The sequence below is a fragment of the Kitasatospora viridis genome, assembly GCF_007829815.1.
Taxonomy (GTDB): domain Bacteria; phylum Actinomycetota; class Actinomycetes; order Streptomycetales; family Streptomycetaceae; genus Kitasatospora; species Kitasatospora viridis.
This window is the reverse complement of the sequence record NZ_VIWT01000001.1, coordinates 1,849,623-1,863,618: the sequence shown is the minus strand read 5'-3', so window position 1 is coordinate 1,863,618 and position 13,996 is coordinate 1,849,623. Positions and strand designations below refer to the sequence as shown.

Annotated in this window: 10 protein-coding genes; 1 reads left to right on the top strand and 9 read right to left on the bottom strand. The window is 71.9% G+C overall.

From position 1 onward, the window contains the following. Window position 1: 1 nt before the first annotated feature. The 9 genes from FHX73_RS08240 to glgX all read right to left on the bottom strand — a co-directional run bounded on the left by FHX73_RS08240 (window position 2) and on the right by glgX (window position 12,810). Entirely contained in the window at window positions 2–421 is a 420-nt protein-coding gene (locus tag FHX73_RS08240; RefSeq protein ID WP_145904363.1) for a hypothetical protein, read from the bottom strand. 19 nt (window positions 422–440) lie between these two features. Beyond that, the gene (locus FHX73_RS08235; RefSeq protein WP_145904362.1) at window positions 441–4,202 is read right to left on the bottom strand and encodes a DUF6531 domain-containing protein; all 3,762 of its coding nucleotides are present in this window, start codon (window positions 4,200–4,202) and stop codon (window positions 441–443) included. Then, window positions 4,199–4,891: a WXG100 family type VII secretion target gene (locus FHX73_RS08230; protein WP_246213419.1), complete on the bottom strand. Its 693-nt coding sequence runs from the start codon at window positions 4,889–4,891 to the stop codon at window positions 4,199–4,201. The genes FHX73_RS08235 and FHX73_RS08230 overlap by 4 nt, the downstream gene beginning before the upstream one ends. 199 nt (window positions 4,892–5,090) lie before the next feature. Then, a complete protein-coding gene (locus FHX73_RS08225) occupies window positions 5,091–5,366 on the bottom strand; it encodes a hypothetical protein (RefSeq protein ID WP_145904360.1) in 276 nt (91 codons plus the stop codon). 81 nt (window positions 5,367–5,447) lie between these two features. Continuing rightward, window positions 5,448–6,329 carry a hypothetical protein gene (locus tag FHX73_RS08220; protein ID WP_145904359.1) on the bottom strand — a complete coding sequence of 294 codons (882 nt, stop codon included), beginning with the start codon at window positions 6,327–6,329 and terminating at the stop codon, window positions 5,448–5,450. Window positions 6,330–6,619: 290 nt separating this feature from the next. Next, window positions 6,620–6,991 (bottom strand): hypothetical protein, encoded by a 372-nt coding sequence (locus FHX73_RS08215; protein WP_145904358.1) that lies wholly within the window; start codon window positions 6,989–6,991, stop codon window positions 6,620–6,622. Then, window positions 6,988–8,787 (bottom strand): ABC transporter ATP-binding protein, encoded by a 1,800-nt coding sequence (locus FHX73_RS08210; RefSeq protein WP_145904357.1) that lies wholly within the window; start codon window positions 8,785–8,787, stop codon window positions 6,988–6,990. Before FHX73_RS08210 ends, FHX73_RS08215 begins: the two co-directional genes overlap by 4 nt. Further along, window positions 8,787–10,580: an ABC transporter ATP-binding protein gene (locus FHX73_RS08205; RefSeq protein ID WP_145904356.1), complete on the bottom strand. Its 1,794-nt coding sequence runs from the start codon at window positions 10,578–10,580 to the stop codon at window positions 8,787–8,789. Before FHX73_RS08205 ends, FHX73_RS08210 begins: the two co-directional genes overlap by 1 nt. Continuing rightward, a complete protein-coding gene (glgX, locus tag FHX73_RS08200; RefSeq protein ID WP_145904355.1) occupies window positions 10,564–12,810 on the bottom strand; it encodes a glycogen debranching protein GlgX in 2,247 nt (748 codons plus the stop codon). Before glgX ends, FHX73_RS08205 begins: the two co-directional genes overlap by 17 nt. Before the next feature lie 186 nt (window positions 12,811–12,996). Between glgX and FHX73_RS08195 the strand changes: the two genes are divergently transcribed. Then, complete coding sequence (locus tag FHX73_RS08195; RefSeq protein WP_145904354.1) at window positions 12,997–13,980, top strand: L,D-transpeptidase; 984 nt, start codon at window positions 12,997–12,999, stop codon at window positions 13,978–13,980. The last annotated feature ends 16 nt before the right edge of the window (window positions 13,981–13,996 follow it).

Here is a 13,996-nt window from a genome sequence, read left to right as displayed (position 1 = left end):
CTCAGATGAACGGTCCGTCCAGCACCTCGTACGTGCACGAGGTCCCGATGGCGTACTGCTTCGAGTACTCGCCCGGCTGACCCACCTGGGCGGGCGTCCAGGGATCCGGGCCCGGGTCGAGGTCGAGGAGGCAGCGTTCGGCCGTGCAGTCCAGGTTCAGCCCGTCGGAGAGCACGAAGTACGAGTACTGCCGGCTGAGCGGGAACTCGTACTCGTAGAGCCCGGACAGGGTGATCCGGACCAGCCGCCACTCGTCGCCGTCGGCCCCGTCCACCGCCTGGACGTCGAACTCCGCGGTCCACCCGCTGCCGCCGGTCCGGGGGAGCTGGAGGCGGATCCCGGTGATCACGCCGTCCTCGAAGTGCGAGAACCGGTCCAGGAACTCGCCCTGGTCGTCGGCGGAGAGGGTGGTTCCGGTCATGGCGGTGGTCCCTTCGCTCCTACGGCTTCAGGTTCCAGCCGCGTGGCAGCAGCGGTTCGTCGATGTGCGGTGCTCCCGGCCCGTGGCCCGCGATGACCCCGGGCGTGTCGAAGACGTGGCCGTGCGGTCCGTTGGTGCCGGGGTGCTTCTTGAAGTCGAAGTGCCCGACAGCGGTGCCGTTCTGATCATAGATCGTGTTCTGGACCGGTACGCCGTTGCTGCCGGTGCGGGTGTGCACGGAGTTCGGTTTCGCTCCGGTCAGCGGCGGACGCTCCGTCCCCCAGGTGTGGCCGCCGGTCGGCATGCCCTTGTCGTCCAGCGGCAGTTCGTACGGGGTGCCGCTCTGGTGGGTCGAGAGCCCGAGCGGGTCGCTCGCGCTGTGCGGATTGCGGACGTAGGCGTCGGGGTTGGGACCCGGGACGAGCCCGAGCGGGTCCGGGCTCGTGTACCGGGCGGTCTCGGGGTCGTAGAAGCGGTAGAGGTTGTAGTGCAGCCGGGTCTCGGGGTCGAAGTACTGGCCGGGGAAACGCAGCGGCGTGTAGGTGGTGCTGTCGGCGGGCCAGGTGGTGCGGCCCCAGAGGGTGCCGGTGGCCCGCCAGGCGATGGCGCCGCTGGACACGTCGACCAGTTCGGTGGGTGTCCCCACCAGGTCGGTGACGATGGCGAAGAAGCGCCGGTCGACCTGCTCCTGGTCGTCCGCCGCACTCGCGCCGCGCGGCGTGGTGATGGTCTCGGTCTGGGCCAGGGGCTGCAGGCCGTTGTGGTCCCAGCTGAGGGTGTGCGGACCGGGGAGGTAGGGGGCGCGGGTGGTCTGCTCGGCCAGGACCGGGCCGTCCCAGCTGAAGTCGGTCCGCTCCTCGACGGCGCCGCCGGCGCCGGCCAGCCGCAGCTTGGCGATGCGGCGGCCGAGCGGGTCGTAGAGGTAGCGCCACCGGGTTCCGTCGGGAGTGGTGACCTCGGTGAGGTGGTCCTCGGCGTCCCAGTGGTAGCGCCAGGTGTCGGGCTTGGCGGAGAGGCGGGTCTTCTGGCGCAGTGTGGTGCGGCCGGCCGGGTCGTGCTCGTAGCGCACCCGTCCGGCCGCCGTCAGGCGGCTGCCGTCGTACTCGCGGGCGCCGAGCGAGGCCTCGGCCGCGCCCTTGGCCGGCCACTCGGCGTGGGTGAGGTTGCCCGCGGGGTCGTAGGCGTAGGTCTCGGTCCAGCGCTCGGCCCGGACCTTGACGACCCGGCCGGCCGGATCGAGGTCGAACGCCCGGTGGCCGCCGACCAGTTCGTCGACGCCGCTGAGGCTGCCGTCGGCCCGGTAGCTGTAGTGGCGTTCCTGCAGGGCCGCGGAGTCGGTGCGGACGGCCAGACCGGTCAGGCGGTGCAACTCGTCCCAGGTGCTGCCGATCGCCAACCGGTCGCCGGCGGTGCGCAGCCGTTCGCGTCCGGCGGGGTCGTAGGCGAAGTCGAGCCGGCCGCCGTCGGTGCTGACCACGCTCGGCCGGCCGGCCGTGTCGTAGTCCCAACCGGTGCGGTGGCCGCTGGGCGTGGTCCGGGTGGTCACCCGACCGAGGACGTCCCGGGCGTAGCCGAGGGTCCGTCCGTTCACGGTCTCGGTCAGCACCCGGCCGAGGGGATCGAGCGTGCGGACCAGGTCGGCATCGGGGTTGGTGGCTCGCACCAGCCGTCCGGCGAGGTCATACTGATAGGTCGTCACCCGGCCGTCGGCGTCCTTCTCCACCGGTAGCCCCAGGGCGTCGTAGCCGAACCGGACCTGCTGCCCGAGCGGGTTGGTGAGCACCGAGACCCGGCCCGCCGGATCCAGCAGGTAGGAGACACGGCGCTGCTGGAAGTCGGTCTCGCCGATCAGCCGTCCTGCCGCGTCGTACTCGTAACTCCAGTTCTGCCCCAGCGCGTTGGTGACCGTGACGAGCTGCATGTGGGCGTCGTAGGCGAACGACAGACGGGCGCCGTCGGGGCCGGTGCGGGCGGCCAACGACTCGAAGTGGGTGTACTCGAAGGTGCTGACCTGCCCGAGCTGGTCGGTATGGGTCAGCAGGTTGCCCTCGCCGTCGTACGTCCAGTGCTCGCTGCTGCCGTCGGCGGCCGTGCGGGAGGCGGGACGTCCTTCGGTGGTCCAGCTGAACCGGGTGGTGCCGCCGAGCGGGTCGGTGGCGACGGCGATCCGGCCGAGGGCGTCCCGTTGGACCCGGGTGGTGGCACCGGTGGGATCGGTGACCTCCACCGGCAGGCCCGCGTCGTCGCAGCGGATCAGCGTCACGTTCCCCAGGGCGTCGGCCGCCGAGGTGACGTGCCCCCGGTCGTCGTAGCCGTAGACCGTGGTGGCGCCGACCGGGTCGGTGACCGCGGTGCACAGCCCGGCCTCGTCGTAGGACTGCCGCCAGACGGCGCCGCTCGGCTCGGTGATCGTCGTTGGCAGGCCGCCGAACGCGGCGTAGGACAGTTCGGTCCGTTCACCGTCGGGGCGGGTGACGGTGACGAGGTCGCCGGCGCCGTCGTATTCGTAGCGGGTGGTGCGGCCGAGGGGGTCGGTTTCGGTGAGGAGGCGGTGGTACTCGTCGCGTTCGTAGTGGGTGGTGTTGCCGAGGGGGTCGGTCTGGGTGACCACCTGGCAGCGTTCGTTGATGTGGTAACTGGTGGTGTGGCCCAGGGCGTTGGTCTCGGTGTGGACCTTGAGGCCGGTGGTGGGGTCGGGTTCGCCGTAGGTGAAGTGGAAGCGCAGTGAGCCGTCGGCGCCGCCTTCGTCGGTGACGCGGTTGAACTCGTCGTACTGGTAGAGGTATTGGGAGTTGGTGCGGTCGGTCCAGGAGAGGATGCGGCCGGTGGGGTCGTTGGCGAAGCGCATGGGCTTGCCGCTGGAGTTGTAGACGCTGGTGAGGTGTCCGTCGGTGTAGCCGTAGCGCGTGATCAGTGCGTCGCCGCCGGTGTCGGTGGCGCCTGCGAGGCGCAGGGCGGTGATGCGGCCGCTGTCGGTGGTGACGAGGAGGTGGTAGCCGCCGGAGTGGGTGATGGACTGCGGGGTGCCGTGCTCGTCGTAGGCGAGGGTGTAGTGGTGGCCTTGGCGGTTGCGGACCTTGGTGAGGAGGGCTTCGGTGCCGCCGGGGGCGGTGGTGAACTCGCGGGTGAGGCCGGTGGTTCGGTCGTGCAGGTGGTAGCCGCCCTTGGCCAGGCGCAGGTGGCGGCGTTCGCCGGTGGTGGCTTCGACGGTCTCGCCGGGGTCGGGGTGGGGGTAGGCCTGGGTGCGGCGGTCGGCGCGGATGTGGACGAGGCCTTCGGTGTCGATTTCGAGGCGTTCGTCGAAGGTGCAGACCCAGCGGGGGCCCATCCAGCGGCCGGCGCGGTAGCCGGATTCGTGGTTGCGGGTGAAGAGCAGGGGCAGGGAGCCGGGCAGGGTGGTGTCGACCTGGTCGATGAACATGCGTCCGGTGGCCATGTCGACGGGTTCGCCGCCGGGGCAGATGGCGTCGTCGGCGCGGGCGGCTTCGTCGGGGTTCTGGACCTGGACGCGGCCGGGGCCGGGCTCGCCGGGGTGCTCACCGCCGGGGAGCTTGGGGTCGTGCGGCAGGTCCTTGCCGGCGTCCTTCTCCGCGCCGTTGAGGATGTCGTCGAGCGCGCCCTTGTGCTTGGCGTCGGCCTCGGCGGTGTTCTTGGCGACGGTCTTCAACTTGCCGCTGGCCGAGTGGTAGAAGTCGTGCACCGCCTTGCCGGCGTCCTGGGCCAGCGACTTGCCGATCTTCTTCGCCGCGTCTTCGAGCGCTTGGACGATCCGGTTGCTCATGTGAAGTCCACTCCCGCGACTTTGCCGCCCAGCGCCTTGGCGTGGTCGGAGACTTCCTGGGCATGGCCGGCCATCGTCGTCGCGTGGTCCTCCAGGGCCTTGGGGTCGATCAGGAACGAGTCGCCGGGCCCGGCGGTGCCGTTCACGCCGAGGATCCCGGCTACCTCTTCGAAGGCCAGGCCGCCGACGGCCTTCTCCACCACCGCGACCAGCGGGCCGATCGCGGCCTCGATCACCTGCCCGATGATGTACTGCTCAAGCTGCTGTTCCAGGTAGTCGGTGATGTGTTCGGCGCCGTCCACGATCGCCGCCATGCCGACCTCGGCCAGGCCGAGGGTGGCCACCGAGGCGGCCTGGTCGGCCGCGAACGTGACTGCCAGGCCGCCCAGTTCGCCGATCGCCTGCCACTTCATGGCGACGATGGTGTCGGCGGCGGCGTCCAGCGCGGTGGCCACCGTGTGGCAGGTGTTGACCAGGTCGGTCATGTGACTGGACGACAGGTGCGCCCAGCTGTCCACCAGCGCGTCGTAGGAGCCGCCCTGGTAGTGGTCGGCCATGTTGTTGACCGTGGTGGTGGCCTTCTTGTGGGTGCCGTCCACGTTGTCCGCGAACTCGCGCACGTGCGTGGCGAGCTCGCGGACCTTGTCCTCGTTCACGTTCGGCCAGTTGACCCCGATGAATTGGAGCATCGAGACCACTGGGCCGGGTAACTCGATCGCCATCCTGCACCCCCGTGCGTCCGTGGCCGTGACGATAGCCCAGACGCATGGGTCGTGAGTATGGTTCGCGCGCCAGGAGGAACGCCGTCGTGGCAGCGCGCCGCATCCGTTCCGCGCATCTGTCGCATCTGGCGCATCAGCAACTCACGTACCACGGTTGGTCGTGCGCTCAGTCGCGCTGCAGCCGCCGCACGACGAGGTAGACCAGCGCCAGCACCGGGACGCTGATCAGCGCGACCCACGCGTAGAGGCCGGCCGAGCTGCCGTCATCGATCGAGGCGCCGGACGCGTGCTCGACGATGTACGGAAGTGCGAAGAACAGAACCGCGGCTCCGGTGGCCGCCGCCCGGTAGGAGACCGGGCGCCCCTTGCCCGCGGCGCTCACGGCTGCCGCCAGAACAGCGGCGGCGTTGAGTACCCCGATCGCGATCAGCAGAACCGTCATGGATTGCCTCACTCTCGAAAGCTTCGCGGATGCCACCGTGGCGGCACGGCCGCTCGGGGAATTTCCCGTCCCTGCGGATTACTACTTGCAGTAGCCGTTGCCTTCGTTGCCACTGTAGAAGCCCACGTCGCCAGTGCTCTTGATCTTGATGCACTGCCCGTGATTGATCGCGATGTTCGCGGTGGCGGTCACTGCGATCCCGGAGACGGTCACGGGCATCACCTTCGTGATCGCGCCGAGGATCGCGATGGCCGCGCCGCCTCCGTACGCGAGGTCCCGCGTCTCGGTCTTGTTGAAGTAGACGGTGCCGGTGATGATGCCCCAGGTGTAGTGGGGGTCGGCGACGACGGGGAAGCTGGTGCCGCCGTCGAAGGCGACGGTCTGGACGAGGGTGTCACCGTCGATCCGGTAGCTGGTCGGGATCGGCTTGCCGGCCGCGTCCTTGGCCCACGGGGCGGCGAACGCGCCGAGGCGGTCGCCGTTCATGACGACGGCTATGCTCCCGTCGGCCTGGGGCTCCGCCGTGGCGCCCTGCGGCAGTGCGAGCGGGAACCGGTACTCCTTGGGCGCGTGCGCGTCCTTGATCGTGACCAGGGCGCGGATGCCGTTCTCGGTCGACTGGACGGCCAGGTCGGCGCCGTCGGCCGCCGCGTTCGGGTAGCTGACGGTCCCCTGCCCGCCCGCCACGCCGCTGACGGCCTCGGTGGCCGGGAGCGTGAAGCCGACCTGGTCGCTGGTGCCCGCTGCGGCGACGACCTGGCCCGCGGCCGTGCTCGGCGCCGTGGCCCGCGCCGCCCCCGGAACGAGGTCCGCGGTGCCGGTGGCCTTCTCGACCACGCTGATCGCCTGCTCGGCCGGCGACTGACCCGCATCCGCGTGCGCGGGCACCGTGCCCAGCAGCAGCGCGCCTCCGAGCACAGCGGCAAAAGCGGAACCGGCGGGCTTCCGGTGACGAACCATCATGCAATCCTCCCCTGTATGGCAAATGGCCGTACGCGCCGCGTCTCGCGCGGGTTCCTCGAACGCTCCAGGAACTGGGAGTTGTTCGGGAATTGCGGCGAATTCTGCGGCGACAAGAGGAAGCTATCGCAGCCCGCTGCCGAATGCATGGGTTGTATGAGAACTCTGAGCTGGATTTGATCTTACGTGGACTTTGCCCAACCATTGCCGACCGATGGCGGATTGACGAAGGGTCGGGTACCCGCCGATCGGCGGGTACCCGACCCCTGTTTGGCGATCGCCGCGTCGGTCAGTCAGTCAGTCGGGCCCGGCTTCGGGCGCAGGGCGTACACGAGGACGGCCGCGTAGGCGGCGGAGCCGCCGACCAGGATGGCGTCGGCGGAGACGATGGTGTCCGGGGAGAGGGCGAAGAGGACGGCGCCCGCTGCCAGGGTGGCGGACAGCAGGGCGGCGGCCCGGCGCAGTTGGGGGCGGGGGAGGGAGCGGCGGGCGAGGACGGGGATGGCGACCGTCCACAGCAGGGTGGTGATCAGGAAGGCCGGGACGAGGAGGCCGTGGTGGCGGGCGTGGCCCAGCCAGATCTGGAGGCTGGCGAGGAGGTCGATCAGCATCAGGGTCGGCAGCAGCCCCCGGGCGGGGCTGGACCGGTTGGCGTCGGCCCTCACACCAGGCTCTCCCGCCAGGCCGAGTGCAGCTGCGCGAACCGCCCCGTGCCCGCGATGAGTTCGGCGGGCGTGCCGTCCTCGACCACCCGGCCCGCCTCCATCACCAGCACGCGGTCGGCGATCTCGACGGTGGAGAGGCGGTGCGCGATGATCACGGCGGTGCGTCCGGCGAGGACGGTGTGCATGGCGTGTTGGACGGCCTGCTCGCCGGGGATGTCCAGGGAGCTGGTCGCCTCGTCGAGGATGAGGACGGCCGGGTCGGCCAGCAAGGCGCGCGCGAACGCGACCAGCTGCCGCTGTCCGGCGGAGATGCGGCCGCCGCGCTTGCGGACGTCGGTGTCGTAGCCGTCCGGCAGGGCGGTGATGAAGGAGTGGGCGCCGATGGCCTTCGCGGCCGCCTCGATCTCCTCACGGTCGGCGTCCGGTCGGCCGATGGCGATGTTCTCGGCGACGGTGCCGGAGAAGAGGAAGGACTCCTGGGTCACCATCACCACGCCGCGCCGCAGTTCGGCGCCGTCCAGGTCGCGCAGGTCCACGCCGTCCAGGGCGATCCGGCCGGCTGACGGGTCGTAGAACCGGGCGAGCAGCTTGGCCAGGGTGGACTTGCCCGCGCCGGTGGCGCCGACCACGGCGGTGGTGGAGCCGGGGGCCAGCACCAGGTCGAAGGGCGGCAGGATCTCGATGCCGTTGCGGTAGCCGAAGGAGACCTGGGAGAAGGCGACTTCGCGGCCCTTGGCGTCGGTGGCGGGCAGCGCGACCGGCGTCTGCGGCGGGGCGACCGAGGCCTCCTGCGCCAGCAGTCCCGAGATCTTCTCCAGTGCCGCGGCCGCCGCCTGGTAGCTGTTCAGGAACATCGCCAGCTGGTCGATCGGGTCGTAGAGCCGGCGCAGGTAGAGCACGAAGCCGGTGAGCACGCCGACCTCCATGTTGCCCGTGGTGACCAGGTAGGCGCCGGCCAGCACCACCATGGTGATCCACAGGTTGGCGGTGCCCCGGGAGAAGCCGACGTAGCGGGCCATCTCCAGCAGTCCGCCCGCGTTGGAGCGGGTGAACTCCCGGTTGGACTCCTCGAAGGCGGCCAGGTTGGCCGGCTCGCGGCGGAAGGCCTGGACCGGGCGGATGCCGTTCATGGTCTCGGTGAACCGGACGATCACCCCGGCGACCGCGGTGCGGCCGTTGCGGTAGACCCGGCCGCTGCGCCGCTGGAACATCCGCACCAGCAGCGCCATCGGCAGCACCGAGGAGAGGGCCAGGAGCCCCAGCCGCCAGTCCATCACCAGCAGCAGCACCGCGATGTAGCAGACCGAGATGGCGACCGAGAGCAGTTCCTGCAGGCCCTCGTTGAGCAGTTCGCGCAGCGCGTCCACGTCGCTGGTGGCCCGGGAGATGACCCGGCCGGAGGTGTAGCGCTCGTGGAAGTCGATGCCGAGCCGCTGGGCGTGCCGGAAGATCCGGGTGCGCAGCTCCAGCAGGATGTCCTGGTTGAGCAGTCCGGAGAGCCGGATGAACGCCCGTTGCAGCAGGGTGCTGAGCAGCGCGCAGCCCAGGTAGGCGGCGGTGACCGCGACCAGCGGGCCCGAGGAGTGCCGGCGCAGCGCCGGGATGCCCTGGTCGATCGCGACCGAGACCAGCAGCGGGCCGGACTGGAGCGCCGCCTGCTGTACGAGGATCAGCACCGCGGCCAGCACCACCCGGCGCCTGTGCGGCGCGAGCAGCGAGCGCAGCAGCCGTCGGGGCGCGCCGGGCGGGACGGGTATCTCCTCCTCGACCGCCGCGGGGGCTTCGAGCAGCGCCATCAGGCCACACTCCTTTCCAGTGCGCCGCTCATCAGCGCCCGGTACTCGGTACAGCGTTCGAGCAGTTCGGCGTGGGTGCCGACGTCGGCGATCCGCCCGTCGGAGAGCAGCGCGACCCGGTCGGCGAGCAGCACGGTGCTCGGCCGGTGCGCCACCACCAGGGCGGTGGAGTCGGCGAGCACCTCGCGCAGCGCGGCCTCGACCAGCGCCTCGGTGCGCACGTCCAGCGCGGAGAGCGGGTCGTCGAGGACCAGGAACGGCGGGTTGCCGACCACCGCGCGGGCCAGCGCGAGCCGTTGGCGCTGGCCGCCGGACAGGCTCAGGCCCTGTTCGCCGACCTCGGTGTCCACCCCGTCCGGCAGGTCGGCGACGAAGCCGGCCTGGGCGGTGGCGAGCGCCTTCTCCAACGCCGCGTCAGCGGCGTCCGGTGCGCCCATCAGTACGTTCTCCCGGACGGTGGCGGAGAACAGGGTCGGGTCCTCGAAGGCGACCGCGACCAGCGAGCGCAGTTCGCCGGGCGGCAGGGCGGCGATGTCCCGGCCGTCCAGCGTGATGCGGCCGGCGGTGGCCTCGTAGAGCCGGGGGAGCAGGGCGGTGAGGGTGGTCTTGCCGCAGCCGGTGGCGCCGACCAGGGCCATGGTCTCGCCCCTGCGCACGTGCAGGTCGATCCCGCCCAGCAGGTCGGGGCTGTCGGCGGGCGCGTCGGGGTAGCGGAACCGCACGCCGGTGAACCGGATGCCGCTGCCGTCGGGTTCGCCGGCGGTGCCGCGCACGGGTTCCGGCTCGGGGGTGTCCAGCACCTCGAAGAACCGGTCGGTGGCGGTGCCGGCCTCGTTGCTGTAGGCCAGCAGCCAGCCCATCGACTCGACCGGCCAGCGCAGCGCGAGCGCGGTGGAGAGGAAGGCGACCAGGCTGCCGGTGCTCAGTTCGTCGTGCGCGACCAGCACCACGCCGACCGCCAGCGAGCTGCCCAGGGCCAGTTCGGGCAGGCCGACGATGACCGACCACAGGTCGGCCAGCATCCAGGTCTTGCGCAGCTCGGTGGCGCGCAGCAGCTGGGCCCGCTCGCGGAACTGACGGGCCATGGTGCGCTGGCGGCCGAAGGACTTGAGGATCCGGATGCCGAGCACCGACTCCTCCAGCACGGTGGCCAGGTCGCCGTTCTGGTCCTGGGCGGTCCTGGAGGCCTTGGAGTAGCGGGTCTCGAACCAGGCGCAGAACAGGATCAGCGGGATGGAGGGGGCCAGCGCGATCAGTCCGAGCCGCCAGTCCAGCGCCAGCATCAGCACCGAGCCGGTGAGGAAGGTGACCGAGTTGACGATCAGGAAGATCAGCGCGAAGGCCAGGAAGAGCCGCAGGGTGTACATGTCCGAGGTGGCCCGGGAGAGCAGCTGCCCGGAGGCCCAGCGGTCGTGGAAGGCGACCGGGAGGCGCTGCAGCTTGGCGTAGAGGTCGCGCCGCATGGCCGCCTCGACCTTGGCCAGCGGACGGGCGATCAGCACCCGGCGCAGGCCGAACAGGCCGGCCTCGGCCACTCCGAGGAGCAGCAGCAGTCCGATCAGCGGCCAGAGCGCGGCCCGGTCGTGGTGGCCGATCGGGCCGTCCACGATCCGGCCGAGCACCAGCGGGGTGACCAGCACGGCGCCGGAGGCGAGCAGGGCGGCCAGCACCGCCCCGGCCAGGTACCAGCGGATCGGGTACGCGTAGGTCCGGAGCCTGAGCAGCGAGCGCACCGTGGACCTGGTGGGTCGTTCGGCGGGCGGCTGCGACGTGGGTTCAGCGTTCTCGGCCATCCTTCGGAGGGTAGGCCGCCGACCCCGGTGATCTCATCAGGTTTTCGGTCCCGAGGGGGGCGCCCGGCTGGGGCATCCGGAGCAGTCGCAGCGTGCGCGGGCCCAGCGGTCCGCCGCTCGCGCCCCCGGTGTCCAGCAGCAACTCGTACGGACCGCCGGGCGGCAGGGCGAACTCCACCGCCGTCGGGCCCGCGTTGAGCAGCAGCAGGAAGCCGTCGTCGGTCAGCGGGCGGCCCTGCCGGTCGCGCTCCGACATCGCCCCGCCGTTCAGCCGCATCCCCAGCACGGTGGACTGGCCGGACCAGTCGACCCCGGTCATCTCGGTGCCGTCGGCGGTGTACCAGGTGAGGTCGGGCAGCTGGCCGGGCCGCGCGGCCAGGCCGGAGAAGAAGGCCCGCTGGCGCAGCACCGGGTGCCGCCGGCGCAGCGAGACCAGCGCGGCGGTGAAGTCCCGCAGCGCCCGCCAGCGCGGCTGCTCCAGCAGCGACCAGTCCACCCAGCCGATCTCGTTGTCCTGGCAGTAGGCGTTGTTGTTGCCGCCCTGGGTGCGGCCGAACTCGTCGCCGGCGGTGAGCATCGGCACGCCGGTGGAGAGCAGCAGCGTGGCCAGCAGGTTGCGCAGCTGGCGGTCCCTCAGCTCCAGCACCGCCGGGTCCGCGCTCTCGCCCTCGGCGCCGCAGTTCCAGGACCGGTTGTCGTCGGTGCCGTCCCGGTTCTGCTCGCCGTTGGCCTCGTTGTGCTTGCCGTTGTAGGAGACCAGGTCGCGCAGGGTGAAGCCGTCGTGCGCGGTGACGTAGTTGACCGAGGCGTAGGGGCGCCGGCCGCCCAGCTGGTAGAGGTCGGAGGAGCCGGAGAGCCGGTAGGCCAGCCCGCCCACCCCGTCGGCCTGCCCGCGCCAGAAGTCCCGCACGGTGTCGCGGTACTTGTCGTTCCACTCGGCCCACAGCGGCGGGAAGTTGCCGACCTGGTAGCCGCCCGCCCCGACGTCCCAGGGCTCGGCGATCAGCTTGACCCGGCTGAGCAGCGGGTCCTGGGAGATCGCGGCCAGCAGCGGGTGGTGCATGTCCACCGCGTCGCTGCCCCGGGCCAGCGCGGCGGCCAGGTCGAACCGGAAGCCGTCCACGCCCATCTCGGCGGCCCAGTACCGCAGCGAGTCGGTGACCAGCCGGACGGTGTGCGGCTGCCGGGTGTCCAGGGTGTTGCCGCAGCCGGTGTAGTCGGTGTAGCCCCGGTTGCCCCGGCCCAGCCGGTAGTAGCCGGCGTTGTCGATGCCGCGCAGCGACAGGGTCGGGCCGAGCTCGCCGCCCTCGGCGGTGTGGTTGTAGACCACGTCGAGGATCACCTCGATGCCGGCCGCGTGCAGCGCCCGGACCATCCGCTTGAACTCGCCGACCTGCTGGCCCCGGGTGCCGGAGGAGGAGTAGCCGCCGTGCGGGGCGAACCAGCCGATCGAGTTGTAGCCCCAGTAGTTGCTCAGCCCCCGGCCGCGCAGGAAGTCCTCGCTGGCGAACTGGTGCACCGGCAGCAGCTCGACGGCGGTGACGCCGAGCGAGACCAGGTGCTCGATCGCCGCCGGGTGGGCCAGCCCGGCGTAGGTGCCGCGCAGTTCCGGCGGCACCCCGGGGTGGCGGCGGGTGAAGCCGCGCACGTGCAGCTCGTAGAGCACGGTCTCGGCCCACGGGGTCTTCGGGCGGCGGTCCTGTGACCAGTCGTCATCGTCGTGCACCACCACCGAGCGGGCGGTGTACGGCGCGGAGTCCCGGTCGTCCCGCACGGTGTCGGCGGTCTGCGGGTCGGGCCAGTCGCGCACCGAGCCGCAGCAGGCCGGATCGCCGGTGAAGCCGCCGTCGACGGCCCGGGCGTAGGGGTCGATCAGCAGCTTGGCCGGGTTCCACCGGGCGCCGGTCCACGGGTCCCAGCGGCCGTGAACCCGGTAGCCGTAGCGGGTGCCGGGGCCGACCCCGGGCAGGTAGCCGTGCCAGGTCTGGAAGGTCTGCTCGGTCAGCCGGTGCCGGCTCTCGGCGCCGCCCTCGTCGAACAGGCAGAGCTCGACCGCCTCGGCGCCGGGGGCCCAGAGCGCGAAGTTGGTGCCGTGCCCGCCGTCCGCGCCGTGCCGGTAGCGGGCGCCGAGCGGCTGCCAGCTGCCCGGCCAGGGCGTGGCGGGGCGCGGGTGCCGAGCGGGTGCCGAGCGTCCCAGCTCCGGGGGCTCCAGCCTTCGGGGTGCCGTCATAGCCGTGCCCTTCCCAGCCGGGCCCGCTGCCCTGCGGCACGACGCCGTCTGGCACGGCGTCTGTTACGGGCGTGTGTCCGCCGAGTGGAATCGTTCCCTCGTGTCCCTTGGGGAATCCGATCGTTGAACGGTGGACCGGATCCGGGACCGCCGCCGGCGGTCCCGGCGAGCACGCGGGAGGGCGGGATGCGCGCCGAGGGACGGCGGGGGCGCACGGGACGGGCGGTGCCGGCCGCGCTGGCCCTGCTGCTCCCGGTGCTGGCGGCCTGCGGCGGCGGTTCACCCGCCCGGCCCAGTGCGGAGGTCGCGGCGCCCGACGCCCCCGCCGCGAGCCCGGCCGCGACCGGCAGCGGCCCGGCCGACGGCGCCACCGGGACCCCGGCGCGCACCGTCACCGCCGTCACGACCCCCGCGGACGGCGCCACCGTCGGGATCGGCATGCCGGTCTCGCTGCGCTTCGGCCGGGCGGTCGCCGACCGGGCGGCGGTGGAGCGGGCGGTCACGGTGACCGCCGACCCGCCGGTGCCGGTGGTCGGCCACTGGTTCGGCGACCAGCGGCTGGACTTGCGCCCGCAGCACTACTGGGCACCCGGTACCCGGGTGACGGTGCGCCTCGCCTTCCCGGGCCAGGCCGGCGGCCGGCCGCGCACGCTGGCCTTCAGGATCGGCCGGGCCCAGCTCGACACGGCCGACCTGGACGCGCACACCCTGACGGTCCGCCAGGGCGCGACGGTGCTGCGCACCCTGCCGATCTCGGCCGGCAACCCGGAGCACCCGACCTACACCGGGCTGCTGGTGGTCTCCGAGAAGGACCCGGTGACCAGGATGAACTCGGCCACCGTCGGGATGGGTGACGAGTACGACATCAAGGACGTGCCGCACGCGATGCGGCTGACCGCCTCCGGCACCTTCGTCCACGGGAACTACTGGAGCCCCCGTGGCGTCTTCGGCACCGCGAACACCAGTCACGGCTGCATCGGCCTGGCCGACGAGAAGGGCGGATCCGCCGACTCGCCGGCCGGCTGGTTCTTCGACCACACCCTGGTCGGGGACGTGATCGAGGTGGTCTCGCAGCTGAAGGGGGGTCAGGTGCCGCCGCAGAACGGGCTGAACGGGTGGAACCTGACCTGGGACCAGTGGGTGGCCGGGAGTGCCCTCTCCGTCAGGTGATCTTTCACCTGGCGGA